The sequence below is a fragment of the Microbacterium sp. NPDC089987 genome (genome assembly GCF_044748505.1).
In the GTDB taxonomy this organism is placed as follows: Bacteria; Actinomycetota; Actinomycetes; order Actinomycetales; family Microbacteriaceae; genus Microbacterium.
Window position 1 is genome coordinate 803,371 of record NZ_JBIVGE010000001.1, and the last position, 24,457, is coordinate 827,827.

Here is a 24,457-nt window from a genome sequence, read left to right on the forward strand (position 1 = left end):
TAGGCTGAATCTGCCATGCCATCCCGAGTACACGCCATCGTCGTCGCACGCACCGGCGACTCCGCAGCAGCACAGCTCAGCCAGACCCTCGAAGACCTCCGCGATCAGACGACGCCGCCCGACGCCGTCACCGTGGTGGTCCTCGGCAGCGGCGCGCAGGTGCGTGACATCGAAGGCATCGGGCACAGCGTCGAGGCGATCATCGAGGCACGCGCGACCACCACTTTCGCCGAGGCCGTCGCGCTGGCGCAGCCGCGCGTGGCGAGCGGCAGCTCGGTGTGGATGCTGACTCACGACTCGCGACCGCGCCGCAGGGCTCTCCAGCTTCTCGCCGGTTCGCTCGAGCGCTCGCCGTCGGCCGCTCTCGCCGCACCCAAGCTCGTGCGGCACGACGACGACCGCGAGATCGTCTCGATGGGGGTCAGCATGAGCCGGTTCGGCCGCACGGTCGAACTCGCAGCCGACGAACTCGACCAGGGTCAGCACGACTCCGCCGAGGATGCGCTGGGTGCAGATGTGCGCGGCATGCTCATCCGCGGATCGGCGCCCACGGTGCTGCGGCCCGACCCGGGTCTGGGCGGCGCCGACGAAGGGCTCGACCTGGGTGTGCGCGCCCGACTCGGCGGTGCTCGCATCGTGCTCGTGCCCAAGGCGCGGGTCCGCGTGCGGCCCGACGGCGTCGCCGCGACTCCGCAGCGAGAGGCGGCACGCGCCTGGGTGAGCCGCCGCGCGCAGCTGCACCGACGGCTTGCCTACGCACCCGCCTTCGCCGTGCCACTGCACTGGCTGAGCCTGCTGCCGTTGGCGCTCTGGCGCTCCATCGCCCACCTGATCGGCAAGCGGCCGGGGGCGGTCGCCCCCGAGTGGGGTGCGGCACTGGCATCCATGCTCGCCGTGCCCGCGGTGGCGCGCTCCCGAGCCGGCATCCGCTCGTTCCGCACGGCGTCGTGGGCCGGTATCGCGCCCCTGCGCGTGACACGCACTCAGCTGCGGCACCGCCTCGACGACGGGCACGGCAGCGAGCGCGGCGCAGTCAGCGAGCTGCACTTCTTCAGCGGCGGCGGCGCGTGGGCTGTGCTCGCGGCGCTCGTCGTCGGCGTGGCGGCGTTCTTCCCTCTGCTGGCCTGGCCCAGCATCGGCGACGGCGAGCTGCTGCCCATGCAGCAGGGCGTCGCCGACCTCTGGAACGACGCCGGGTGGGGGCTGCGTGACCTCGGCCCTGGCATCGTCGGCCCCGCCGACCCGTTCGCCGCAGTGCTGGCGGTGCTCGGCACGCTCTGGCCGGGATCGCCGTCCTTCGCGGTCGTGCTGCTGTGGCTGGGTGCCCTGCCGCTCGCCGTGCTCGGCGGATGGTTCGCCGCGACCAGGGTCACCGACAGGTCGGGGCTCCGGATTCTCGGGGGCGTGCTGTGGGCCCTGGCCCCCACGTTCCTCGCAGCCCTCGTGCAGGGTCGACCGGCCGCGGTGCTGCTGCACCTGCTGCTGCCGTGGCTGTTCCACTCCGCGGCGGTCGCGCACCGATCCTGGGGTGCAGCCGGAGCAGCCTCTCTGCTCACCGCGGCATCCCTCGCCTGCGCGCCGTCGCTCGCGCCTGCTTTCGTCGCCCTCTGGGCTCTGTCGGTGGTGGCGATGCTCGCCGCCGGTCGGGTGCGCGGCGCTGTGCGCGTGTTCTGGCTGCTGATCCCCGCGGCGGCACTGTTCGCGCCGCTGGTCTACTGGCAGCTGCGGCACGGCGACCCGTGGGCGCTGCTCGCCGATCCGGGTGCTGTCGCGCCTCTCGCCCAGGCCGCCTCGGACGCCGCCGGGCGACTGCTCATCGCACAGGGGTTCCCGGCTCCCGATGTCGGCGGCTGGGAGTGGCTGCTCGGCGGCAGCTTCGCGCCCTTCGTCGCCCTGCTGCTCGTGCCCTTGGCCGTCCTCGCGCTGACCTCGGCGCTCTCGCCCCGCTGGCGGGCCGGCTTCGCGCTGCTGGCGACCGCCGTGACCGGGCTGATCACCGCGATGATCGCGGTCGGCATCCAGGTGTCGTTCGTGCAGGGGGAGGCCGTCGCGATCTGGCCCGGCACCGGACTGAGCCTCGCATGGCTCGGTGCAGTCGGGGCGGCTCTGGTCACCCTCGACACGGTCGTGGCGGTGCCGGCTCTGCGATCCGCAGCGGCGCTCATCACCGGCGCCGGCGTGCTCGTCTGCGCGGTGCCAGGGCTGCTGGCCGTGAACCTCGGCGAGGCGCAGATCCGCAACGGCGCCACCAGCACGCTGCCCGCACTCGTCGCGGCGCACGCCTCAGACGATGCCGACAGCGGCACCCTGGTCATGACCCCGCTCGACGACGGCTCCCTCGCCACCCAGCTGGTCTGGGGCCCGAGCGCGACGCTGAGCGCCCAGACCACGATGCTCACCACGGCGACGCATGTGCACGACGACGGCCTCGCCGAAGACGCCGTCGACCTGCTCTCGGCGCGCGACTTCGACGCCGCCGCCGCACTCACCGACCGGGGCATCGGCTTCGTGCTGCTCTCGTCGCTTCCCACGCAGAGCGATCAGGCTCGCCGCATGAGCGAGGCGGCGATCACCGCGATCGACCAGCGCGCCGGTTTCGTGAAGGCGGGCGAGACCCCCAACGGGAGGCTGTGGCAGACGGCGACTCCGCCCGCAGAGCGCGCGCAGCCCTCGCACGCAGAGCGCGCCCTCGGCAACGTCATCGGGCTGGGCCAGCTCATCGTGGTGCTCGCCGCCCTGCTGCTGTCGATCCCGACGCGGGCGTCGCGTCGAGCGGCTCGCGCCCGCTCCCGCGTCGTGGGGCGTTCCCTCGACGAGCCGACCGCGTCGCGGCGGCCGCATGATGACGCCGACCTGCGCACGTCTGAGATCGCCGTGGCATCCGCCGACGGGCAAAGGCCCGACCCGGCGCACGGGCCCGCCCACGGGCAGGCTCCCGACCCGGTGCAGGGTCCCGACCCGGCACAGGCTCCCGACCGGGCACAGGGTTCCGACCCCGCGCAGGGCACCCCGCCCTCGGCAGTCCCCGCACCGCCTCATCCCGTCGTCGAGGAGAACAGCCGATGAAGCAGCGCACCCTCCGCCTCGCGGCCACCGGCGCCCGCATCGCGACTGGGGCAGCCGTCGCCGCCGCGTGCGTGCTCGGAGTCGGGGCGGCCGTCGCCGCACCCTGGCCGGATGTGCAGAACAAGCCGGCTGCGACGACCGTGACCCCGGTTCCCGGAGACGCGACGATCGTCTGCAACGGCGCATTCCGGGCTCTGGGGCGTGACTCGAGCCAGGCGGATCTGCTCGTCTCGGCAGCCGCGCCCACTCTGCGCGTCGACGCCCGCGACCACGAGACGACCACGACCGAGCTGGCGATGCCGGGCGTGCTCGGCGGAGAGGGTGCTCAGAGCATCACCGCCGCGGTCGCCGGCCGCACCGCCCCGCTGATCTCCGCGTCGGAATCGGTGACTCTCGATGACGAGGATCTGCGCGGATACGCGGCCGCCCCCTGCCGGGAGGCCGAGATGCGCTCCTGGCTGGTCGGCGGCGACGGGTCGACGGGATCCTCCGACGTGATCCTGCTGTCCAACCCCGCCGACGTCCCCTCGACCGTCGAGCTCAACGTCTACGGCGCCCAGCGCAGGACCACGACCAAGATCGTGCCGCCGAAGACGCAGATCACTCTGACCCTGGCATCCGTCGTCGGTGCGGAGCCGCGTCCGGTCATCGAGGTCGTCGCCGCCGGCGCACCGGTGCGCGCGGCACTCCAGTCGGCGCATGTGCGCACGCTCGAGGCGGTCGGCGTCGACGTGCAGGACGGCCTCGGCGGCGCGCAGCGGAGCCTGCGTCTGCTCGGCGCGCACTCGCAGCCCATCTCCGAGGGCGATGACTCCACCGGCATCGTGCTGCGCCTTCTCGCACCGCAGGAGGACGCCACCGCGACGGTGCGCGTGCGCGGAGCCGACGGCACCGTGGGCTCCGACGAGTACGCGGTCGAACTCACCGCGGCCACCCCCACCGAGGTCTCCCTGACCGGGATGGGTGCGGGCGCCCACGACATCGAGATCGACGCGACCGCGCCGGTCGTCGCGGCTGCCCGCCAGACGTCACGCGCCGACGGCCGCGAGGACTTCGCCTGGATGCTGCCCGCCCCGCCGCTGACCGGCACCGTGCCGTTCAGCGTTCCGGGCGGCCCGTCGGCGACCCTGTACCTGAGCAACGCCGAGGACAGCACCGTCACGGTGACACTCGAGGGTGTCGACGAGCGGGTCGTCGAGCTGCGCGCGAACGGCGTGGAGCAGGTCGCTCTGCAGCCCGGGGAGCATCTTCTCAGCTCCGACGGAGCGGTCCGCGCCGCCGTGGGCCTCCTCGGTGACGCGGCGATCGCGGGCTGGCCGCTGTGGGCGCCGCCGGCGACGCAGCAGCCCATCATCGTGCGCCCCTGACGGGCGCTCGCCGACCAGCCTGCCCACCCGGGCATGCGGGGCGGGTCAGTGGTCGCGGCCGTCCGGACCGAGCTCCCAGGGCTCGCGCCCCACATACTCCGCGGCCGCATGGAACACGGCGCTCTCCACAGCCATCCGGCGATGCGACGCGTCGTCATGCCCCTTCGGCAGCAGCCGCTCGATCGGCACGCGATAGAGCGTCACCCGCTGCGCGGCGGGATCGGCTCGCCAGAGCGGGATGCCGTCGGCGCGGTCGTGCGCGGGCATTGCGGCGATCTCGAAGCGGACATCCCGCAGCTCCTCCCAGCTGCCGCGGAGGTACTCGACGGCGCTGCCCACCGTGATCTCGAACCGGTCGAGTCGACCATCGAGCGGCGGCAGGGGCGGGCGGACGACCTCGCTGCGCCCGAGTCGGCCGTGGCGGCCGTGCCGTGCGCCGCGCCGCGGTGCGGGGGAGGAGCGTCGGCGGGGCATGCCGAAAGTCTATGCGCTGCCGCGCGGCTGCACCTCTCTCACGCGACCCGGTCATAGTGTGGAGGCGATGGACGAAAGACTCCGCCTGGACCAGGGACCGCGCCTCGACTCGTACCTGGCCGTCGGCGAACGGCTCTGCTCGAAGGTCGCCTGCGCGCGCGAGGCGGTCGCGACGCTCACCTTCGACTACGGCGATCAGATGGCCGCGCTCGGTCCGCTCGGCCCCGGCGGCGACCCGCACGCCCACGACCTGTGCGCTCAGCATGCCGAACGGCTCTCGGTGCCCGCCGGATGGCTGGTGATCCGTCACGAGGCGATGCGCTCGTGACGAGGCTCCCGGCGCCCGGCGTCGCCGTCGTGGAAATCGGATGCCCGCGCTGATGCGCGATCGACACGCCGTGCCCTAGCCTGAGCCTCAGGGGGAGCGAGGGGCTGTCCCAGAAAGGCAGCCATGGTCGTCTGGCGTCGTGTCATCCTCCCTGTCCTCTTCCTCGTCGTGCTCGGCGCTGCCGCACTGGCGCTCATGAAGATCGCGTTCGTCCCCGACACCGCGAGCGCAGAGCCCGCGGGTCCCTCCGCCGGCGTCACAGAGCCGGTGACGGCGGTGGCACGCGGATCCCTCGTGAACGAGCTCGATCTCGAGGGCAGCATCGCGCGCGACGAGGAGTACGTCGTGCGCAGCGCGACCGACGGGGTGGTGACCGCCGTGCACGTCGCCGACGGCGCGGTCGTGCAGCAGGGTCAGCTGCTGGTCACGATCAAGCAGAACGACCCCGTCCGCACCGTCGAGCTCGTCGCGCCCGAGGCGGGGGAGGTCTCCGACCTCGCCCTTCTGAAGGGGCAGGCATCGACGATCGGCGGGGAGGTCCTCACCCTCACCCCCGCTCGCCATCACGTCCTCGCGACGGTCAAGCCGGCGCAGCTCTATCGCCTCGTGAACGCGCCGACCGAGGCGACCGTCACCATCACCGGCGGACCGGCGCCGTTCGCCTGCACCGGCGTTCGAGTGCAGATCGCCGAAGACGGGACGGCGAGCGTGCGCTGTGCAGTGCCTGCCGATCAGACGGTCTTCGCCGGACTGCCCGCATCGCTGGCGCTCGCGCTGGGCAAGGTCGACGACGCGCTCATGATCCCCGTCACAGCGGTGAAGGGCGGGGCGGGCACCGGCGTGGTGTGGGTGGATGCCGGTGACGGCGCCGACCCGGAGGAGCGGAAGGTGACGCTCGGGGTCAACGACGGCGAGCAGGTGGAGGTGCTCGACGGCCTCGCCGAGGGCGATTCCGTCCGTCAGTTCGTGCCGGGTTTCGCCGTTCCCGTGCAGGAGCAGTGCTACGACGACGGCGCCGGTGGCGAGATCTGCGAGTCGGGGACGAGCTGGTGACGCTCGTCGCGCTGACGGATGTCACCCGCAGCGTCCTGCTTGCCGATGACACCCGCCTGGAGATCCTGCGCGGCGTGAGCCTGGAGGTCGAGGCCGGCGACCACGTCTCCATCGTGGGTCGCTCGGGGTCGGGGAAGTCGACGCTGCTCAACATCCTCGGGATGCTGGATGCGCCCACCACGGGCACCGTGTCGTTCGCGGGCAGAGAGGTGCGGCGTATGCGCACCGGGCGGCTCGACCGGATGCGCGGGGAGCACGTGGGCTTCGTGTTCCAGCAGTTCAACCTCCTGCCGGGCCGCACCGCCCTCGAGAACGTGATGATGCCCCTCGGCCACGCCAGGGGCCGGATGTTCCGCCGGCGGCACCGCATCGCCCGCGAGATGCTGGAGCGGGTGGGACTCGGGCACCGGATCGAGCAGGTCGCCGATCGGCTCTCCGGGGGTGAGCAGCAGCGCGTGGCCATCGCGAGGGCTCTCGTGCGCAGACCCACGCTGATCCTCGCCGACGAGCCGACCGGCGCGCTGGACATCGACACCGGTGCGAGCGTCATGGCGCTGCTCGACGAGGTCGCGACAGAGACCGACGCCGCGCTCGTCACCATCACCCACGATCTGCACGTCGCCGCCAGGGCTCGAAGGCACTATCGGCTGGACGGCGGCATCCTCACTCCCGCCGATCTCCGGCGCGCCTTCGCCGCTTCGACGCTGCAGGATGACGGCGCGGAGGCCGGGCTCAGCGCGAGCGTGCCCTCCGGAGCCGGTGCGCCCGCGGTCGCCGGCGCGGAGGTGCCGGCGTGAGCGCGATCATCGGGGCGCTCTCCGACGCGTGGTCGGAGATCCGCGTGCACAAGCTGCGCGTGCTGCTGAGCCTGATCGGCATCGCCGTCTCGGTCGCGGCGCTGACCGCCGTGGTCGCGCTCTCGGACATCACCGTGCAGGCTCAGACCGAGGAGTACGACCGCTACGGGGGTCGGGTCGCCACGCTCGTCGTCGCTCCCGCGGGAGCCGATGGTCGCGTCGACGCGGACGCCTTCCATCAGCGCTTCGAGAAGGTCAGCGAGCGCTTCGGCTTCAGCCATGTCTCGCGCTTCGTGGAGGGCATGATGCTCCCGGTGCAGGCGCCAGACGGCGTGCACGGCACCGCTGCGCGACTGATGGACCCCGCGTACGCGGGCATCCATCGGGAGAAGCTGCTCGCGGGTCGCGAATTCGGCGTCGACGACGTCGAGGCGCTCGCCCCGCCGGTGATCATCTCGGAGGCGATGTGGGATGTGCTCGGTCGCGTGCCGATGGACCAGCATCCCACGCTCACCCTCACCGGCGCGGCCGGGGGCACCTACCAGGTGGTCGGGGTCCGGCCGCGTCAGGGACCGTGGGACCAGGAGAAGCGCATCGATCTGCTCTACGACGCGTTCAGCTCACGCGTCGACGAGCTCCCCGAGGATGCCATGCTGCGCTACGACATCTGGGTCGGCGAGCGTGAGGTCGCCGACGTGGGCAGATCGCTCGCCGCCGACCTGAGAGCGGGCATGCCGGAGGGTGATTCGGTGACGGTGAGCCGGTCCGACTGGGCTGCGTCGACCAGCTTCAAGGAGAGCGAGGCGATGACCGAGCTCATCCTCAGCGGCATCGCCGTGCTGATCCTCGGGCTCGGTGCACTGAGCCTGGTGAACATCCAACTCGTGGCGATGCGGCAGCGGGTTCGCGAGATCGGAGTCCGACGCGCCTTCGGCGCGACGGCGGGGCGGATCTTCACCACCGTGCTCCTGGAGAGCCTGGTGGCCACGACCGTCGCCGGTGTCATCGGCATCGCCATCGTCGTGGCTGTGCTCCGCTCGCCGCTGCTCATCGAGTCGATGTTCCCCTCGCTCGTCGACGTGCCGCCGTTTCCCATCCGCGCAGCGCTGACGGGTCTGATCGCCGCCGTCGTCGTCGGAGCGATCGCGGGCTTCGTTCCCGCGCTCGTCGCGCTGCGGGTCAAGGTGATCGACGCGATCCGGTTCTGAATCGGCGGCCGGTCTCAGAGCCCGATGCGCCGTCCGCTCAGGCGCTCTGCCCGCTCATCGGCGAGGGCCAGCGCCCGCTGCTCGCGCTCCCTGCGCAGCACGGTGATGCCGAGCAGCAGCTCCTCCGGCGGCACGGCGGGCAGCGGCGAGATGTACGGCTGCGCCTCGAGCGCGAGCTCGTGCGCCACGCTGGCGCGCGCCGACGGCGAGAGCCGCTGGACGTTCGCGAGGAACTGCGAGATGCGCCGGGCCAGTCGGTCGGGCATCCGCGCCACATCGGCGACGGTGGCCCACCCGTGCAGCGACGGCGGCAGGTGCGGCTGGTGCGAGGGCAGCGCGGGGGTGCGCACGCGCTGGGAGTAGGTGCCGGCCACCAGGTCCCCGAGGCGCTGGGAGCGCGCGGTCAGCGCGCCGGTGATGACCGCGGCGCCGCCGAAGGTCATGTACACCTCCAGCACTCCGACGAGTGCGCGGATGAAGGTGTGCCGGAACGTGATGGCGCCGCCGTCGATCCGCACGATCCGGCCGCCGACCGCGAGCTTGCCGACGCTGCGCCCGCGCATCGCCACCTCGACGGTGATTGGCAGCACGAGGAAGCTCAGCACCGCGGCGCTGATCATCAGGATGCGGAAGGTGTGCTCGGTCAGCAGCCCCTCGACCATCAGCCACACCTGCACGAAGGTGACGGCGAGGAACAGGGCGAATCCGATGGCCATGTCGATCAGCGCGCCCGCGGCGCGCAGCACGAAGCCCACCGGCTGCACGTCGATCGCGACGGCCTCGCCGGAGAGGATCTCCTGTTCATCGGTGATCGTGGCGGACATGAGTACAGTAAATCAGGTGGATGCCGATGCCCTCGCCGACGCCCGCCGCCCGGAATGGGAGCGGCTCGATGCGCTGAGCCGTAGACGGCGCCTGAGCGGCGCCGAGGTCGACGAGCTGATCGTCCGATACCGCGCGGCATCCGCTGACCTCGCCGAGCTGAAGACCTCGGTGGGCGACTCCCCGCAGGGGGCGTACCTGTCGACGATCCTCGCCGCCGCGCGACTGAGATTCACCGGGGCGGGCGACAACGTGCTCGCGCAGGCCGCACGCTTCTTCTCGCTGCAGCTGCCCGCCGCGCTCTACCGGATCCGCTGGACGACCGGCATCATCGCGGTCGCGTTCGTGATCGTGGTCTCGGTCACCGGGGCGTGGATCGCCTCCGACCCGGCGCTGATCGCCACGCTGGGGCCGCCCGACGTGCTGCGGAAGTACGCCGAGGAGGACTTCGTCGACTACTACGGTCCGATGGCGTCGTTCGCGGGGATGGTGTGGCTCAACAACGCGTGGATCGCCATGCAGTGCGTGCTCTTCGGGGTGACGGGTGTCTGGCCGGTGTGGATGCTGGTCCAGAACGCCTTCGGGCTCGGCGTCTCGGCTGCGGTGATGTCGGCCTACGGGCACCTCGACACGATGCTGCTGCACATCCTGCCGCACGGGCTGCTCGAGCTGACCGCGATCTTCGTCGCGGCCGCTGCGGGCCTGCACATCTTCTGGGCGTGGGCTGCCCCCGGACGACGGACCAGGGCGCAATCGCTCGCGGCTGGTGGTCGCTCGCTCGCCACGGTCGCGATCGGCCTGGTCTTCGCGCTGCTCCTCTCCGGCCTGGTCGAGGGCTTCGTCACGGGCTCCGACCTGCCATGGCCGGTCAAGATCGGGATCGGAGCGCTGGCTCTGGGCGCGTTCCTCTTCTACATGCTCGTCATCGGCCGGCGCGCCGCGCGCCGGGGTGAGAGCGGCGACCTCGTCGAGTACGAAGCCGGCACGCCGACGCTCACCGCCGGCTGAGCGGGGACGCGCCCCCGTCGGACTCGCGCTCGCTGAGCTGCACGGTCCCGTCGAACAGGGCACGATAGGCGACCCCGATGGCCGCCGCAGCCACGGCGGGGAAGATGAGGAACACCCAGAGCTGGGCGAGCGGATCGAGCCCGCCGTAGATGGCCGTGGCGATCGAGCGCGCGGGGTTCGCGGCGCCGCCGGCCACCGGGATGGCGACGAACTGGACGGCGGCGAAGGTGAGGCCGATCGCCACGCCGCCCGCCGCGGTGCGGCGTTCGGGGTGCGTCACGCTGAGGAAGACCAGCACGAGCAGGACGGTGAGGATCGCCTCGATGACCATCACGGCGGGCATCCCGAACCCTCCGGGCGAGAGCGTGCCCCAGCCGGTGCTCGCGAAGCCGGCGTCCTGGACGCGCTCCAGCCAGCGCTCGGGGCCGAACAGGCCCACGACGATCAGCGCGGTCGACGCGATCACGGCGCCGACGACCTGCGCGAGCACGTAGGGCAGCACGTCGCGCCACGGCAGACGGCCGGCGGCTGCGGCGCCGATCGTCACCGCGGGGGAGAAGTGCCCGCCGGAGATGCCGGCGAACGAGCTGAAGGCGGCGAGCAGCGCGATGCCGAACGCCAGCGCGACGGTCAGGTTCACGGCCGACCCCGCACCGGGGTCGGCGTACAGCGTGGCGGTGAACAGCGACGCCCCCACGCCGATGAACACGATCAGGAAGGAGCCGAAGCCCTCGGCGGTGAGCCGGGCGCCGCGGGAGGCGGTGGCGGCGACGGATGTGCGGGGTTCGGTCATGCCGGTTCTCCTCATCATGCCGGCCTCGCGCCGGGTCGTCCTTCGATGATCCCGCATCCGGATGCGCGCCGTGCCGGCACACGCCGAGGCCCCTCCATCGCGGGGATGAAGGGGCCTCGGGTGGGCGTGGATCGGATTACTCGCCGATGCCGATGGGCTCGGGCTCGCCGATGGGTGCGCCGGCCAGCGCACGCAGCTGAGCTTCGAGGTCCTGGTCGACCTGGCCCCAGTACCAGAAGAAGCGCTCCTGGATGGCGGGGACGGTCAGCCCGTTGTACTGGCCGACGAGGGTGTGCACGAACCGCTCGCGTGCCTCGTCGTCGAACACCTCGCGGTAGAGGATGCTCGCCTGGACGAAGTCGCCGTCGTCCTCGCGCAGCGTCGCCGCCGAGCGCACCAGCTCGCCGTCGGACTCCCAGCTCGCCTCGACGCCCAGCAGCGGATCGGCCTCGGGGCCGCCTGCGGCGCCGTACGAGTTCGGGGTGTACACCCGGTGCTCGGCGGGGGCGTAGTGGTACTGCATCTGACCCTCGTGCATGTAGTTGCGCACCTGGGCCGCGTGCGGCTGGTTCACCGGCAGCTGGTTGAAGTTCGCGCCGATGCGGTAGCGCTGCGCGTCGCTGTACGAGAACACGCGTGCCATCAGCATCTTGTCGGGCGAGATGCCGGTGCCCGGAACCTGGTTGCCGGGCGAGAAGGCGGCCTGCTCGATCTCGGCGAAGAAGTTCTGCGGGTTGCGGTTCAGCGTGAACGTGCCCACCTTGATGCGCGGGTAGTCCTTCTTCGACCACGTCTTGGTGAGGTCGAAGGGGTTGTAGCGGTACGTCTTGGCCTCTTCGTACGGCATGATCTGCACGTGCACGTCCCACTTCGGGAAGTCGCCGCGCTCGATCGCCTCGTACAGGTCGCGACGGTAGTAGTCGGCGTCCTCACCGGCGATGCGCTCGGCCTCGCCGGCCGACATGCGCTCCACGCCCTGGTGGGAGAGGAAGTGGTACTTCACCCAGAAGCGCTCGCCCTGGGCGTTCACCCACTGGTACGTGTGCGAGCCGTAGCCGTTCAGGTGACGCCAGCTGCGCGAGAGGCCGCGGTCGCCCATGACATAGGTGACCTGGTGGGCCGACTCGGGGGAGAGGGTCCAGAAGTCCCACTGCATGTCGGCGTCGCGCAGACCCGATGCGCCGAGGCGCTTCTGCGAGTGGATGAAGTCGGGGAACTTCATCGCGTCGCGCAGGAAGAAGGTCGGAGTGTTGTTGCCGACGATGTCGAGGTTGCCCTCGGGGGTGTAGAAGCGCAGCGAGAAGCCGCGGACGTCCCGCCAGGTGTCGGGGGAGCCCTGCTCGCCGGCGACGGACGAGAAGCGCAGCAGCGTCTCGCTCTTGGCGCCCGGCTGGAAGACGGCAGCGCGGGTGTATGCCGAGACGTCCTCGGTGACCTCGAACTCGCCGAAGGCTCCGCCGCCCTTGGCGTGCGGGTTGCGCTCGGGCACGCGCTCGCGGTTGAACGAGGCGAGCTTCTCGACCAGGTAGCGGTCGTGCAGCGCCGTGACGCCGTCGGCGCCGACGGTCAGCGAATGCGCATCGCTCGCGACCGGTGTACCTGTCTGTGTGGTGGTTGCGGGCTTATCAGCCATTGCCGTTCCTTTCGCATTCATGACAGAGGGCTCGGTAGGTGACCGCGGCTTCGAGGATTCTCATGCCGTGGTCATGGGAGGGGTGCAGGCAGGGGGCCGCGCCGATCGCGCAGGCGACGTCTTCGACGCGTCCGCAGCTGACGCACTGCACGTGGTGATGGTTGTCATCGCTGCGCAGCTCGTAGAGCGCGCTGCCGACGTCGGGCAGGTTCACGCGCTGCACGATGGCGGCGTCGGTGAGGTCGTTCAGGATGCCGTGCACCGTGGCGAGTGCGATGCCGGGAAGCGCATCGCGGATGCCGGTGAAGACGACGTCCGCCGAGGCGTGCGGCCGTGCAGCGAGAGTCTCGAGCACCCTGATCCGCTGCACGGTGACGCGCAGTCCGGCGTCGCGCAGGCGCTGCTGTGCAGCGGTGTCGGAGAGGGGCATGCCCCCATCTTATTCTGAACGATTCAGAAAAGCGAATGCATCGGGTCAGCGTGTCACAGGCGTCCGGCTGCCTTCAGCTCGAGGTAGCGGTCGGCGATGCGCGGCGGCAGCTGCTCGGGGTCCGCGGCGATCGCCTCCCCGCCCGCGCGGAGGATCGCGTCAGCGACGACCTGCGCATCCGCCATGGTCTGCTCGGCGGCGGCGGCGAGGTAGACGTCCGCTCTCGAATCGCGGCGCCGGGCGAGATCGCCGATGGCGTCGTCGGTCACCGAGCCCACGAGCACGGTGGTCGCTCGCGACGCGTTCGGGAACGCCCCGAGGAACCCGCGGGCGGTCTCGGCCGCATCCTGCGCGGTGAGCACGACGATCAGCGACGGTCGTGTCGTGAGCGTGCGGATCGCGGCGAACGCGCCGGCCCAATCGGTGTCGACCAGCCGCGCGTGCACCGGCGCCATCGCGTCGGTCAGCGCGGGCAGCAGGGCCGCGCCCTCGACTCCGGTCACCCGCGCGCGGGCGACCCGGTCGTACATGAGGAGGTTGATGTGATCGCCGGCACGTGCGGCCAGGGCGGAGAGCAGCAGAGCGGCCTCGAGCGAGGCGTCGAGCCGGGTGCTGTCGCCCACGCGTGCGGCGGCGGTGCGGCCGGTGTCGATCAGGATGACGACCTGCCGGTCGCGCTCGGGGCGCCAGGTGCGCAGCATGGTGGTGCCGGCGCGCGCGGTGGCTCGCCAGTCGATCGAGCGGATGTCGTCGCCGCGCACGTACTCGCGCAGCGAGTCGAACTCGGTGCCCTGACCCCGCACCTGGATCGACGTGTTCCCGTCGAGCTCGCGCAGCCGCGCAAGCCGCGACGGCAGGTGCTTCCGCGAGCTGAACGCCGGCAGCACCCGCAGGGCTCCTCGCACGTCGTGCCGCGCCTGACGTCCGGCGAGCCCCAGTGGCCCGCGCGAGCGCACGACGACGAACTCGCTGACCAGCTCGCCCCGGCGGCGGGGCAGCAGCGGCACCTCTGTCCGACGGCGCTCACCCGCGGGGATGCTGAGCCGGGCCCGCTCCTCGGGAGCCCCGGCCGTCGGCTGCCAGGCGTCGCGCAGCTGCCCGCGCAGGGTGCGGGAGCCGATGTTCTGCACGGCGACGCTCGTCTGCACCGGCTCGCCCAGTCGTGCTCGCGCGGGGATGGATCGCGAGACGATCAGCGAGCGCGGGTTCGGGGCCGTCACGACGTCGATCGCCACGAGCAGGATGCACAGCAGCATCCAGCCTCCGAACACCGCCCACGGCGGCGCTCCGGCGGCGCCGAGCAGCACCGTCGGCACGACGCCCAGCGCGATCAGCGGGGCGAGAAGAGCAGTGACGAACATGTCAGATCGGCACTCGAGTCTGCTGCACCACCGACTGCAGGACGGCGTCGGCCGAGACGCCCTCCATCTGGGCATCCGGGCGCAGCTGCAGGCGGTGACGCCACACCGGCATGAGCATGGTCTGCACGTGGTCGGGCGTCACAGCCGTCGAGGCGTTCAGCCACGCCCAGGCCTTGGCGGCCGCGAGCAGCGCGGTCGACGCACGCGGGCTCGCACCCAGCTCGACGGAGGGCGACTGCCGGGTGGCCCGCGCGAGGTCGACGACATAGCCGAGCACGTCGTCGTTCACCTGCACGCGTGCGGCCGCGTCCTGCGCGGCGCGGATCTCCTCGCCGGTCACGGCCGCCTGGACGCCCGTCAGCAGGCGCGGGGAGAAGCCGCTGGCGTGCAGGCGCAGCACCGAGACCTCGGCGTCGCGCTCGGGCATCCCGACCACGAGCTTCATCAGGAACCGGTCGAGCTGCGCCTCCGGCAGCGTGTAGGTGCCCTCGTGCTCGACCGGGTTCTGCGTCGCGGCGACGAGGAACGGATCGGGAAGCGGGCGGCTCAGGCCGTCGGCCGACACCTGACGCTCCTCCATCGCCTCGAGCAGGGCGGCCTGCGTCTTCGGGGGAGTCCGGTTGATCTCATCGGCGAGCAGGATGTTGGTGAACACGGGACCTGCGCGGAACTCGAACTCGCCGGTGCGGGCGTCGTACACGAGTGAACCCGTCACGTCGCCAGGCATGAGGTCGGGGGTGAACTGCACCCGCTTGGTGTCGAGTCCGACGGCGCGCGCGAAGCTGCGCACCACGAGCGTCTTCGCGACGCCCGGCACGCCCTCGAGCAGCACGTGACCGCGCGCCAGCAGAGCCACGAGCAGACCGGTGACCGTGCCGGCCTGACCGACCACGGCCTTGTCGACCTCGGTGCGCACGCGATGCATGGCCTGACGCAGCGCGTCGTCGTCCAGTGTCGCGGTGGGGGTGGTGCTCTCGTCGCTCACGGGCGGTTCCTTTCGGTATGGGCGGCCTCGACCGCCGTCTCGAGTTCGGCGAGTCGTCTGGCGAGCTCGATGAGCTCACGGTCGTCAGCGGGCGGAGCACCGCCGAGCAGGTCGTGCAGGGATCCGCGCGGCACGCCGAGGCGGTCGGATGCCGCATCCGCGACCTCAACGGCCGTCGCACGCGGGCTGAGGGCGAGACGGCGCGCGAGCCTGGCACGGGTACCCGCCCGGATCGCCGCGGCGGCATGGGAAGCATCCGCGGCCTTCGCCGTCAGGCGGGCACGGCCGTGCATGGTCTCGGACGCGCGCACCGTGACGGGCAGCGACTCCGCGACCAGGGGACCGAAGCGCGCTCCGCGCCACCAGATCGCGGCGATGCCGGCGATGAACAGGAGGAGGATGGCCGGCGTCAGCCATGCCGGAGTGAGCTCGCCGAGGGTCGCGGGAGCATCGGCGACCCGATCGCCGTCGCCGAGCGATCCGATGTACCAGACGACGTGGTCGGTCTGCGCGAGCAGGGCGAGCCCGAGGGCTGCGTTGCCGTCATCGGCGAGATGGCGATTGGAGAGCATGCGGGTCGCCTCGATGAACGAGACCTTCGTCCCGTCCCGGTCGGCGATCAGCAGGGCAGCGCTGCCGTCCGCGCCGCGGAAGCAGCCGTCCACGCCGTCGGCCGGGTCGAACATCCGCTCGGCCTCGACCGAACCCGTCTCGGCGAACTCGGCGTGATCGCAGCTCGCCTCGACAGCGCCGAGGTCACCTGCGCCGCTGCCGAGCTCGAGCAGCTCGAGCATGCGGGCGCTCGTGCTGAGCAGCACGACCCGATCCGCCTCGTCGAGCAGATCGAGCACGGTGTCGTCGGTGAGCGCCACGGGGTCGGTCAGCACGAGCGCACTGCCCGGCTCGAGGGCGGCGACAGCAGCCGCACGGCTGCGCACGACCTCGACCTCGGTGCCCTGCTCGCGCACCAGCTCGGCGAGCGCTTTCGCGCCGCCCGGCGCCGGCGACTCCGGATTGAGCACGCCCTCGAGCGAGGGGGCCGTGGTCACCAGGCGCAGGGAGAGCAGCGCGATGCCGACCAGCATCACGACGACGAGCAGCCAGCCGAGCACGTTCCGGCGGCGGCCCGGTCGTCGTGCGGCGGCGGTGCTGCCGAGAGTGTCGGACGAGAGGGAGGTGCTGGACGCGGTGGTGCCGGAGAGGGAGGTGCTGGAGAGGCTGGTGCTCATGCGCGCACCGCCGCGGTGTCAGCGCTCAGACGCGGTGTGGTCGCCTGGATGCGGTCGTCGGTGGTCGCGAGCGCGCGGTAGTCGGCGGCGCTCGCCGAGGCGCCCAGGTAGCGCACCGCGTCGAACAGCGTGGCGGCTTCGTGCAGCGGCTCCGTGAGCTGCGGGAGAGCGGGGGCGGCCTCGCGGGCGATGCCCTGAGCAGTCGCGCCGGGGGCGGGATCGATGAGATCGCGCTCGAGCAGCCCGCGGGCGAGCGCCCGGAAGCGCAGCACGACAGCGCCGTCCCAGTCCTCGTCACGCGCTCGGCGCTCGGCGTCGGCGCGCAGCTGAGCTGCCGTGCGGTCGTCCTTCTCGCCGAGCAGGTCGGTGCGACCGCGCACGGCCCGCGACGAACGGGGCCTGCCCCACATGATGAGCGCGACGACCACCGCGGCGACCACGGCGATCGTGATCATCGTCAGGGCCAGAGGGGCGACGGCGCCCGTGCCGTCGCCCTCGAAGAGGCCGAAGAACCAGTCGGCGACATCGGCGGCCAGCTGATCGAACCAGGTGGGCTTCGCCGCCTGATACTCCGCCTTCGACAGCTCCTCCTGCGCGCGCTGACGCGCCTCGTCGCCGTCGGGGACGAACACGTCTGCGGCGGACAGCAGTGCGATCATCCGGCTCCGCCCGGCGCCGCCCAATCCTCGGACGAGGACGCCGCGGGTGGGACCGGGGCTGCCAGCGGCTGGGATCGAGCGGCGTACGGCGGCAGCGGCGGCTGACCCGGGCCGGGCTGCGGCTGATAGGGCTGACCGGCGTACGGCGGCAGCGGCGCCTGACCCGGGCCGGGCTGCGGCTGACCCGCATATGGCTGGCCCGCGTTTGGCTGACCGGCATACGCCTGGCCAGGGTAGGACTGACCGGCATAGGGCTGGCCAGCGTAGGGCTGGGCAGGGTAGGGCTGACCCGGATATGGCTGACCCTGATAGGGCTGACCCGCAGAGCCGCTTGGCGCGTAGCCGGCATATACCGCGGGCTGCGGCTTGGGCGGGGGAGTCTTGGACACCGCGCGTGCCGGATCGACTGCGTAGGGATCCTCGAGCTCTGCGTCGGACGCGCCGTGCGCGCTGCGCTCGACGAAGCGGATCAGCGTCTGGTCGAGCCCTTCGTACCGCATCCGGCTGTCGAGGTAGATGAGGGTCGCACCGGTGCCCTGCACGACGAGCGTGATCGCCTGCACGGCGAGGACGAGGATCTGCGGAAGGATCGTCAGCGCGAGGAAGCCGATCACCTCGCTTTCATCGGTTGACCCGGTCGGCGCCATCACGCCGCCGATCACTCCCGAGAGGATCGAGCCCGGCACGCTGACCACCTGCGCGGCGAGTCCCATGATCGCGCCGATGAGGAACATCACCCCGAGCGCGGGCCAGAAGCGGCCGCGGATCAGACGCCAGGAGCGCACGAGGGCCGCGCCGAGCGTCGCCTTCTCCAGCACCAGGGCGGCGGGCACCACGAGCAGCTTCGTGCTCAGCCACACCACCAGCGGGATGCTGGTCACGGCGAGCAGCACCACCAGACCGACCGCGAGGCCGATCGAGCTCGTCGAGAAGTCGCTGCCGGCCATGATCGCGATCGCGGCACCGCCGATCGCGAGCATCCAGAGCAGGACGGCGAGACCCTGCAGCAGCGCGTAGCCGAACAGTCGCCAGAACGCCGGGCGCACGCGGGACCACAGCGAGCGCAGCGGGGCCTTGCGCCCGAGCGCGGCGTACGACACGTCGGCGGCGACCAGACCCTGCACGATCGAGGTGAAGGCGACGCTCGCGAGGGTCAGCACGACACCGAGCACGATGCTGAGCGCCACGGTGCCGGCGACGATGGGGCCCTGATCCGGGGAGCCGGCCGGCACGCTCGCGATGCGCGCGGCCGAGAAGCCGGCGACGAGCGCGATCACCACGACGACGATCGCGGTGATGCCGAACTGCACGGCCACGGCGAAGCCGAACAGCACCTTGGGGTTGTGTCGCAGAGCGCTGAACGATCGCCCCAGGATCATCCCGAACGTCATCGGGTGCAATGGAATCGCACTCTTCTTCGGTGCGGGGGTCCAGGTCTGACCGCTCATTCGCACTCCCTCCCTGTGCCCTCCCATCGTGGCACACCGACCGGTCGGCGCGTGCGCCCGCCTCCGCGCGCGCGAAGCATTCTCAAGTAGGCTGATCCGAGTCGCCTCACAGGGGCGCTGCCGGTGCCGCACAGGGAAGAAAGCTGAGGCTGAGCGGAACATGACCTCTCGTATCCTCGTGGTCGACGACGACACGGCGCTCGCCGAGATGATCGGCATCGTGCTTCGCACCGAGGGCTTCGAGGCGCTGTTCTGCGCCGACGGCGCACAGGCGGTCGACGAGTGGCGCTCGAGCCGGCCCGACCTGGTGCTTCTCGACCTGATGCTCCCGGGCATGGACGGCATCGAGATCTGCACGCGCATTCGTGCCGAGTCCGGTGTGCCGGTGATCATGCTCACCGCCCGCAGCGACACAGCAGACGTCGTGCGCGGCCTCGAGGTCGGCGCCGACGACTACATCGTCAAGCCGTTCAACCCGAAGGAGCTCGTGGCGCGCATCCGGACCCGTCTGCGGCCCGCACCGCAGACCGAGACCGAGGTGCTGCGGGTCGGCGATCTGACGATCGACGTCGACGCGCACGAGGTGCGCCGCGGAACGGCCCCCATCGCGCTGACGCCGCTCGAGTTCCAGCTGCTCGTCGCCCTGGCATCCAAGCCGCAGCAGGTCTTCTCGCGCGAGATGCTGCTCGAGCAGGTCTGGGGCTATCACTACAAGGCCGACACGCGCCTGGTGAACGTGCACGTGCAGCGGCTGCGCGCAAAGGTCGAGCTCGACCCGGACAACCCGCGCATCGTCACCACCGTGCGCGGCGTGGGCTACCGCGCCGGCAGCGTCGGCTAGGTCCGATCGTGGCCGTGAATCCTCCGACGCGCGTCACCGCAGCGCTCTGGGGCGGGCCTCGCAGATGGCCCGACATCTTCGCCGGGCTGTGGCGCACCTCGATGCGCTTCCGTGCCACGGCGATCACCCTGCTGCTCACCTCGCTCGCCATCTTCATCATCTGCGTGGTCATCGCCCTGGTGATCCGCGGCGACCTCTTCGAATCGCGCAAGGACGAGGCGCTGCACAACGCCCGAGCAGCCGTCTCGGCCGCCCAGAAGCAGCTCGACTCGGGGCAGACCGGCGACGACCGCGCGACGATCGCCGCGGTGTGGGGCGAAGCGCAGCGCGTGCTGGGCCGCACGGCGTCGTCGAGCCGCATCGTCGGCTTCATCTCCGCCGCTCAGGGCGACGGCTACACGCCGACCGGCTTCCGCAGCCTGGAGTACTCGTCGGGGCAGATGTCGCTCAGCACAGAGCTGCGCACCCGCGTGAAGCAGGTGACGACGCGCCAGGCCTGGCAGTCGATCGCCCTGCCGCAGGCGGACGGCACCGTCGCCGCCGGCATCGTCGTCGGCCAGCTTCTCGAGTTCCGCGGTGTCGGCACGTACGAGGTGTACATCGCCTACGACCTGGCGGACGCCGACGAGACGCTGCTCTTCGTGCAGCGCACGCTCTGGTTCGCGGGGATCACTCTCGTCGCGCTCATCACCGGCATCCTGTGGCTGGTGCTGCGCTCGGTCTCGGCGCCGATCATCGAGGCGGCCGAGACCAGTGAGCGACTCGCCGCGGGCGACCTCGAGGTGCGCCTGCCCGTCTACGGCGAAGACGAGCTCGCCAGCCTCGGACGCTCGTTCAACGCGATGGCGGACAGCATCCAGAGTCAGATCAAGGAGCTGGCCGAGCTCTCGCTCGTGCAGCAGCGCTTCGTGTCGGACGTCTCGCACGAGCTGCGCACGCCGCTGACCACCATCCGGCTGGCCGCCGAGATGATCAACGACACCAGAGACGACTTCGATCCGGTCACCGCCCGCACCGCAGAGCTGCTGCACACCCAGGTGCAGCGCTTCGAGACGCTGCTCGCGGATCTGCTCGAGATCAGCCGGTACGACGCCGGTTCAGTGCAGCTCGAGGTCGAGGCGACGAGCCTCGCCCAGCTCGCGGAGGAGATGGTCGATCAGATGCGGCCGCTCGCGGCCACCCACGACACCGAGCTGCGGCTGGTGGCGCCGGGCGGCTATTCGCCCGTCGACATGGACCCGCGCCGCGTGCGCCGGGTGCTGCGCAACCTCATCGGCAACGCGATCGAGCACGGCGAGGGCGAGCCGATCGTGATCACCGTCGACAGCGATCAGCGCGCGGTGGCCATCGGCGTGCGCGACTTCGGACTCGGCATGCGCCCCGAGGACGCCGAGCACGTGTTCGACAGGTTCTGGCGGGCGGACCCGTCACGCCGGCGCACGATCGGCGGGACGGGCCTCGGGCTCTCGATCGCGCTCGGCGACGCCCGGCTGCACCGCGGCACCCTGGAGGTGTGGTCGGAGCTCGGGGTCGGCACCAACTTCGTGCTGACGATTCCCCGTAGCCCGAACGTCGAGGTCGGCCGCGGCCCCGTGCCGCTGGAGCCGGCAGAAGGCCTGGTCGATGTGGTCGACGTCACCGAGCCGATCACCCTGCGCGGCGTGCGCGACCTTCCGGACGCCGAGGCTTCCGACGCGGGCGACTCCGGCGAGAAGGGACGGCAGAGATCATGACCTCGCGCACCGGCATCCGTCTCCTGTCGGCGATCGCCGCCGCTCTCGCCTCGGCAGTCGTGCTGGTCGGGTGCACTGGGCTCCCCACGTCGGGGCCGCCCAATGCCGGACTCGCGGTGGGGGAGGAGATCGAGGAGCCCCCGTTCTCGTTCATCGCCGACGATCCGGAGCCCGGCGCCGGACCGGCACGGATCGTCGAGGGCTTCCTCGACGCGTCGATGTCGCCGGCGGATTCGTGGAAGACCGCACGCAAGTTCCTCACCGACGACTTCCAGAGCGCGTGGAAGCCCGACGCGGGCGTCACGATCGACAAGTCGGTCGATGATCGCGACTACGACTCGACGGTCGAATCGGATGATGAGGAGGCGACGTCGGCGGAGGTCGGCGTGACGCTCGCGCAGGTCGCGAGCGTCGACGGCACCGGCGGGTACAACGCCGACACGGGCGCCGCGAACGCCACCTATCGGCTCGTGCGCGAGGAGGGCGGCGAGTGGCGGATCTCCGAGGCGCCCGATGGCGTCACCCTCGACATCGAGACCTTCGGGCAGGTCTATGAGAAGTTCTCGCTGCAGTACTTCGACCCCACCTGGACCCACCTCGTGCCCGATGTGCGCTGGTTCCCGCGTCGGGCCGCGATGGCGACGACGGTGGTGCGGGCGCTGATCTCCGGCGAGCCGAGCGAATGGCTCGCCCCTGCCGTGCGGCCGTTCTCCTCCGACGTCGAGATGGTCGGCGACGCGGTGACGGTCGACGCGTCGCAGGTCGCCTCGGTGCCCGTGAGCCGTGCGGCGCTGTCCGCCTCGCCGACGGACCTGGCCAGGATGCGCACGCAGCTCGAGGCGAGCCTCGAGGGGTCGGGGGTGACCGAGGTGCGCCTGCTCGTCGACGGAGTTCCACTCGACGCCGGCCGCATCACCGTCCAGGACCCGATCATCGACCCCGGCGTGCTGGTGCTCGGCGACGAGATGTTCGGCGTCGCCACATCCGGCGGCGAGATCGCCCCGGTCGGCGGGCTCACCGCGCAGATCGCGAAGATCGCCGATCCGATCGCCGCCGTCGACGTCTCGTCCGACGCGCAGCTGGCCTCGGTGCAGCTGCGCGACGGGCACGTGTTCGCGGTGCGCGACGGTCACACGAACCAGGTGGACGGCCGCGCGGGGCTGATCACGCCGTCACTGGACCCCTTCGGGCTGATCTGGACCGTCCCGGCCTCGAGCCCCGCCGCGGTGCAGGTCTCGACCGCGCAGGCCGAGCCCTCGACGGTCGCCGACGCCTGGCCGTCGGCGGATGCCATCAGCCAGCTGCGGGTGTCGGCGGACGGCGCGCGCGTCGCCGCGATCGTCACCTCGGGGGGAGAGCGCCGGCTTGTCGTCGCGTCCGTCATCCGCGACCAGGAGCAGCGTCCGATCAGCCTCGGCACCCCCTACTACGATGTCGCGCAGCTCTCCGGAGCCGTGCAGGGACTGTCGTGGGTCGGGGCGGATGCGGTGGCGGTGCTCAGCGCCACCCCCGACCCGACGCTGACGACGCACATGATCGGCGGCCCGTCTGCGGTGTCGTCGGCCCCGACGGGGGCGACCGCACTCTCGGGAGCGAAGACCGTCACCGGGGTGCGGGTGCTGTCGACCGATGAGTCGGTGTACGCCCAGCGCGGCTCGTTCTGGCAGGAGGCGATCGCAGACGTGCGGGTGCTCGGCACCAGAGCCGGATACTGATTCGTCCTGCACCGGATGCCCGTGCTGCGAGTTCTCCCCAGGAGGCGCGCTGCACGGCATCCGCACGTCGCGGGATCGGGCAGGGTCGGAGCATGGATGCGGATCTGTGGCAGCGGATCGGCAGCGACGCACTCGCCCTGCTGCTCGCGGCCAGCTGTCCCGGCTGCGACAGCAGCGGCACGCTGCTGTGCGACGCGTGCCGGATGCTGCTGCACGCCGAGCCGCACGAGGTGCGCACCCCGCAGGGCATGCCCGTGCACGCCGCGCTGCGATACGAGGGTGTCCCCGCGCGCGCCATCAGACGCCTGAAGGAGGACGGCGCCACAATGCTCGCCCGGCCCCTCGGGGCCGCGCTGGGAGAAATCCTGCGCCGGATGTCGGCCGATGCGCTGATCGTGCCCGTGCCGACCAGTCGCGCGGCGTTCCGCCGCCGCGGCTACCGCGTGCCCGATCTGCTGGTGCGACGCGCCGGGGCCACGGCGCACCGGCTGCTGGTGCCCGCACGGCAGGCCGGAGACCAGCGCGGACTCGGTCGCGAGGCGCGCGCTCGCAACGTCTTGGGCAGCCTGCGCGCTGCTCGCCGCGGGCACGGGCAGGTCGTCATCGTCGACGACGTGGTGACGACGGGCGCGACGCTGGACGAGGCGGCACGGGCGCTCCGCGCGGCCGGCTTCGTTCCCGTATGCGCGGTCGCGCTCGCCGCCACGCCGCGTCTTAGCGAAACGGCGAGATCGATGTCAACGGTTAGTGACATGTCGGTGAACGGCGACTAGCGTTGGGGGGACACAAGGCGACCACGGTCCGCCCTTGGCCGGGCGGACCGGGACAAGGAGACACTGATGGAAACGAGCATCGTCGGCGTCGGAGTGAGCATCTCCGACCGATTCCGCACCGTTGTCGAAGAGAAGACAGCCCGTATCCAGACGCTCGCCCCGCGAGCGCAGCGGCTCGAGATCAAGGTCACCCATCGCGCCTATCGCAACGGCCGGATACCGGATGAGACGGTCGAGCTCACCCTGCTCAGCAAGGGCCCGGTGATCCGGGCGGAGGCTGTCGATCCCGACAAGTTCGCGGCATTCGACCTCGCGCTCGACAAGCTCGCCGAGCAGCTGCGTCGCGCCAAGGAGAAGCGGATCGACGGGCGCAACCATCCCCGCGGCGCTCACTTCGAGAAGGAGAGCGGCGCTCTCGCCGGAATCGACGTGCAGCCGGCTTCGGTCGACGTGCTGCGCGCTGTGGCCACCGGAGCGATCCCCGTCCAGACCGACGAGGAAGAGGAGTACTCGCCCGTCGTCATCCGCACCAAGAGCTTCGATGCCGAGTGGATGACCGTCGAGGAGGCCGTCGACCGCATGGAGCTGGTCGGCCACGACTTCTTCCTCTTCGTCGACGCGCGCACCGACCACCCGAGCGTCGTCTACCGACGCAAGGGATGGGACTACGGTGTCATCTCGCTGACCACGGCGGCCCCGCCGGAGGAGGCGATCGCCTCCTGATCCGCGAAGAG

Annotated in this window: 22 protein-coding genes; 12 read left to right on the forward strand and 10 right to left on the reverse strand. The window is 71.6% G+C overall.

What is annotated here, in order from left to right; all coding sequences use genetic code 11:
- The first annotated feature begins 15 nt into the window (after nt 1-15).
- Both ACIPV2_RS03660 and ACIPV2_RS03665 read left to right on the forward strand, forming a co-directional pair.
- The gene (locus tag ACIPV2_RS03660) at nt 16-3,066 is read left to right on the forward strand and encodes a glycosyl transferase (RefSeq protein WP_400838619.1); all 3,051 of its coding nucleotides are present in this window, start codon (nt 16-18) and stop codon (nt 3,064-3,066) included.
- The gene (locus ACIPV2_RS03665) at nt 3,063-4,433 is read left to right on the forward strand and encodes a DUF5719 family protein (RefSeq protein WP_400838621.1); all 1,371 of its coding nucleotides are present in this window, start codon (nt 3,063-3,065) and stop codon (nt 4,431-4,433) included. Before ACIPV2_RS03660 ends, ACIPV2_RS03665 begins: the two co-directional genes overlap by 4 nt.
- 45 nt (nt 4,434-4,478) lie before the next feature.
- Here ACIPV2_RS03665 and ACIPV2_RS03670 read toward each other — a convergent pair whose 3' ends face one another.
- Entirely contained in the window at nt 4,479-4,907 is a 429-nt protein-coding gene (locus tag ACIPV2_RS03670) for a hypothetical protein (RefSeq protein ID WP_400838623.1), read from the reverse strand.
- Nucleotides 4,908-5,022: 115 nt separating this feature from the next.
- Here ACIPV2_RS03670 and ACIPV2_RS03675 point away from each other — a divergent pair, with 115 nt between their 5' ends.
- The 4 genes from ACIPV2_RS03675 (at nt 5,023) to ACIPV2_RS03690 (ending at nt 8,293) form a co-directional block, all read left to right on the forward strand.
- Nucleotides 5,023-5,235 carry a DUF3499 family protein gene (locus tag ACIPV2_RS03675; RefSeq protein ID WP_400839904.1) on the forward strand — a complete coding sequence of 71 codons (213 nt, stop codon included), beginning with the start codon at nt 5,023-5,025 and terminating at the stop codon, nt 5,233-5,235.
- A 123-nt stretch (nt 5,236-5,358) separates the two neighbouring features.
- Complete coding sequence (locus ACIPV2_RS03680) at nt 5,359-6,288, forward strand: biotin/lipoyl-binding protein (RefSeq protein WP_400838625.1); 930 nt, start codon at nt 5,359-5,361, stop codon at nt 6,286-6,288.
- Nucleotides 6,285-7,085, forward strand: coding sequence for an ABC transporter ATP-binding protein (locus ACIPV2_RS03685; protein ID WP_400838627.1), 801 nt, complete (start codon nt 6,285-6,287; stop codon nt 7,083-7,085). Before ACIPV2_RS03680 ends, ACIPV2_RS03685 begins: the two co-directional genes overlap by 4 nt.
- Entirely contained in the window at nt 7,082-8,293 is a 1,212-nt protein-coding gene (locus tag ACIPV2_RS03690) for an ABC transporter permease (protein ID WP_400838629.1), read from the forward strand. Before ACIPV2_RS03685 ends, ACIPV2_RS03690 begins: the two co-directional genes overlap by 4 nt.
- Before the next feature lie 14 nt (nt 8,294-8,307).
- On the opposite strand, the gene ACIPV2_RS03695 is transcribed toward ACIPV2_RS03690, so the two are convergent.
- Nucleotides 8,308-9,117, reverse strand: a complete 810-nt coding sequence (locus ACIPV2_RS03695) for an RDD family protein (RefSeq protein WP_400838631.1) — start codon at nt 9,115-9,117, stop codon at nt 8,308-8,310.
- Nucleotides 9,118-9,133: 16 nt separating this feature from the next.
- Here ACIPV2_RS03695 and ACIPV2_RS03700 point away from each other — a divergent pair, with 16 nt between their 5' ends.
- On the forward strand, nt 9,134-10,123 hold the full coding sequence (locus ACIPV2_RS03700) for a stage II sporulation protein M (RefSeq protein ID WP_400839906.1): 990 nt from the start codon (nt 9,134-9,136) through the stop codon (nt 10,121-10,123).
- Here ACIPV2_RS03700 and ACIPV2_RS03705 read toward each other — a convergent pair.
- The 8 genes from ACIPV2_RS03705 to ACIPV2_RS03740 form a co-directional block, all read right to left on the reverse strand.
- On the reverse strand, nt 10,110-10,916 hold the full coding sequence (locus ACIPV2_RS03705; RefSeq protein ID WP_400838633.1) for an aquaporin: 807 nt from the start codon (nt 10,914-10,916) through the stop codon (nt 10,110-10,112). The two genes, ACIPV2_RS03700 and ACIPV2_RS03705, sit on opposite strands and share 14 nt — an antisense overlap.
- A gap of 136 nt (nt 10,917-11,052) precedes the next feature.
- On the reverse strand, nt 11,053-12,549 hold the full coding sequence (locus ACIPV2_RS03710) for a catalase (protein ID WP_400838635.1): 1,497 nt from the start codon (nt 12,547-12,549) through the stop codon (nt 11,053-11,055).
- Entirely contained in the window at nt 12,542-12,979 is a 438-nt protein-coding gene (locus ACIPV2_RS03715; RefSeq protein WP_400838637.1) for a Fur family transcriptional regulator, read from the reverse strand. The genes ACIPV2_RS03710 and ACIPV2_RS03715 overlap by 8 nt, the downstream gene beginning before the upstream one ends.
- Nucleotides 12,980-13,032: 53 nt before the next feature.
- Nucleotides 13,033-14,340, reverse strand: a complete 1,308-nt coding sequence (locus ACIPV2_RS03720) for a DUF58 domain-containing protein (protein ID WP_400838639.1) — start codon at nt 14,338-14,340, stop codon at nt 13,033-13,035.
- Nucleotide 14,341: 1 nt separating this feature from the next.
- Entirely contained in the window at nt 14,342-15,265 is a 924-nt protein-coding gene (locus tag ACIPV2_RS03725) for an AAA family ATPase (protein ID WP_400839908.1), read from the reverse strand.
- 56 nt (nt 15,266-15,321) lie between these two features.
- Nucleotides 15,322-16,554 carry a DUF4350 domain-containing protein gene (locus ACIPV2_RS03730; protein WP_400838641.1) on the reverse strand — a complete coding sequence of 411 codons (1,233 nt, stop codon included), beginning with the start codon at nt 16,552-16,554 and terminating at the stop codon, nt 15,322-15,324.
- Nucleotides 16,551-17,213, reverse strand: a complete 663-nt coding sequence (locus ACIPV2_RS03735) for a DUF4129 domain-containing protein (RefSeq protein ID WP_400838643.1) — start codon at nt 17,211-17,213, stop codon at nt 16,551-16,553. The genes ACIPV2_RS03730 and ACIPV2_RS03735 overlap by 4 nt, the downstream gene beginning before the upstream one ends.
- Nucleotides 17,210-18,604, reverse strand: a complete 1,395-nt coding sequence (locus ACIPV2_RS03740; RefSeq protein ID WP_400838645.1) for a hypothetical protein — start codon at nt 18,602-18,604, stop codon at nt 17,210-17,212. Before ACIPV2_RS03740 ends, ACIPV2_RS03735 begins: the two co-directional genes overlap by 4 nt.
- A gap of 217 nt (nt 18,605-18,821) precedes the next feature.
- Here ACIPV2_RS03740 and mtrA point away from each other — a divergent pair, with 217 nt between their 5' ends.
- The 5 genes from mtrA (at nt 18,822) to hpf (ending at nt 24,446) form a co-directional block, all read left to right on the forward strand.
- Entirely contained in the window at nt 18,822-19,502 is a 681-nt protein-coding gene (mtrA, locus tag ACIPV2_RS03745) for an MtrAB system response regulator MtrA (protein WP_071641497.1), read from the forward strand.
- A gap of 14 nt (nt 19,503-19,516) precedes the next feature.
- Complete coding sequence (gene mtrB / locus ACIPV2_RS03750) at nt 19,517-21,235, forward strand: MtrAB system histidine kinase MtrB (protein ID WP_400838647.1); 1,719 nt, start codon at nt 19,517-19,519, stop codon at nt 21,233-21,235.
- Nucleotides 21,232-22,950, forward strand: coding sequence for an LpqB family beta-propeller domain-containing protein (locus ACIPV2_RS03755; RefSeq protein ID WP_400838648.1), 1,719 nt, complete (start codon nt 21,232-21,234; stop codon nt 22,948-22,950). The genes mtrB and ACIPV2_RS03755 overlap by 4 nt, the downstream gene beginning before the upstream one ends.
- Nucleotides 22,951-23,042: 92 nt before the next feature.
- Entirely contained in the window at nt 23,043-23,723 is a 681-nt protein-coding gene (locus ACIPV2_RS03760) for a ComF family protein (protein WP_400838650.1), read from the forward strand.
- A gap of 66 nt (nt 23,724-23,789) precedes the next feature.
- Nucleotides 23,790-24,446 carry a ribosome hibernation-promoting factor, HPF/YfiA family gene (hpf, locus tag ACIPV2_RS03765; protein WP_400838652.1) on the forward strand — a complete coding sequence of 219 codons (657 nt, stop codon included), beginning with the start codon at nt 23,790-23,792 and terminating at the stop codon, nt 24,444-24,446.
- Nucleotides 24,447-24,457 lie beyond the last annotated feature (11 nt).

Excerpts from the sequence above, each read along its gene's own strand:
- ACIPV2_RS03660 (WP_400838619.1), top strand. The coding sequence starts at position 16 with ATGCCATCCCGAGTACACGCCATCGTCGTCGCACGCACCGGCGACTCC.
- ACIPV2_RS03665 (WP_400838621.1), top strand. The coding sequence starts at position 3,063 with ATGAAGCAGCGCACCCTCCGCCTCGCGGCCACCGGCGCCCGCATCGCG.
- ACIPV2_RS03670 (WP_400838623.1), bottom strand. The coding sequence starts at position 4,907 with ATGCCCCGCCGACGCTCCTCCCCCGCACCGCGGCGCGGCGCACGGCAC.
- ACIPV2_RS03680 (WP_400838625.1), top strand. The coding sequence starts at position 5,359 with ATGGTCGTCTGGCGTCGTGTCATCCTCCCTGTCCTCTTCCTCGTCGTG.
- ACIPV2_RS03695 (WP_400838631.1), bottom strand. The coding sequence starts at position 9,117 with ATGTCCGCCACGATCACCGATGAACAGGAGATCCTCTCCGGCGAGGCC.
- ACIPV2_RS03705 (WP_400838633.1), bottom strand. The coding sequence starts at position 10,916 with ATGACCGAACCCCGCACATCCGTCGCCGCCACCGCCTCCCGCGGCGCC.
- ACIPV2_RS03710 (WP_400838635.1), bottom strand. The coding sequence starts at position 12,549 with ATGGCTGATAAGCCCGCAACCACCACACAGACAGGTACACCGGTCGCG.
- ACIPV2_RS03715 (WP_400838637.1), bottom strand. The coding sequence starts at position 12,979 with ATGCCCCTCTCCGACACCGCTGCACAGCAGCGCCTGCGCGACGCCGGA.
- ACIPV2_RS03720 (WP_400838639.1), bottom strand. The coding sequence starts at position 14,340 with ATGTTCGTCACTGCTCTTCTCGCCCCGCTGATCGCGCTGGGCGTCGTG.
- ACIPV2_RS03725 (WP_400839908.1), bottom strand. The coding sequence starts at position 15,265 with ATGCATCGCGTGCGCACCGAGGTCGACAAGGCCGTGGTCGGTCAGGCC.
- ACIPV2_RS03730 (WP_400838641.1), bottom strand. The coding sequence starts at position 16,554 with ATGAGCACCAGCCTCTCCAGCACCTCCCTCTCCGGCACCACCGCGTCC.
- ACIPV2_RS03735 (WP_400838643.1), bottom strand. The coding sequence starts at position 17,213 with ATGATCGCACTGCTGTCCGCCGCAGACGTGTTCGTCCCCGACGGCGAC.
- ACIPV2_RS03740 (WP_400838645.1), bottom strand. The coding sequence starts at position 18,604 with ATGACGTTCGGGATGATCCTGGGGCGATCGTTCAGCGCTCTGCGACAC.
- mtrA (WP_071641497.1), top strand. The coding sequence starts at position 18,822 with ATGACCTCTCGTATCCTCGTGGTCGACGACGACACGGCGCTCGCCGAG.
- ACIPV2_RS03755 (WP_400838648.1), top strand. The coding sequence starts at position 21,232 with ATGACCTCGCGCACCGGCATCCGTCTCCTGTCGGCGATCGCCGCCGCT.
- ACIPV2_RS03760 (WP_400838650.1), top strand. The coding sequence starts at position 23,043 with ATGGATGCGGATCTGTGGCAGCGGATCGGCAGCGACGCACTCGCCCTG.
- hpf (WP_400838652.1), top strand. The coding sequence starts at position 23,790 with ATGGAAACGAGCATCGTCGGCGTCGGAGTGAGCATCTCCGACCGATTC.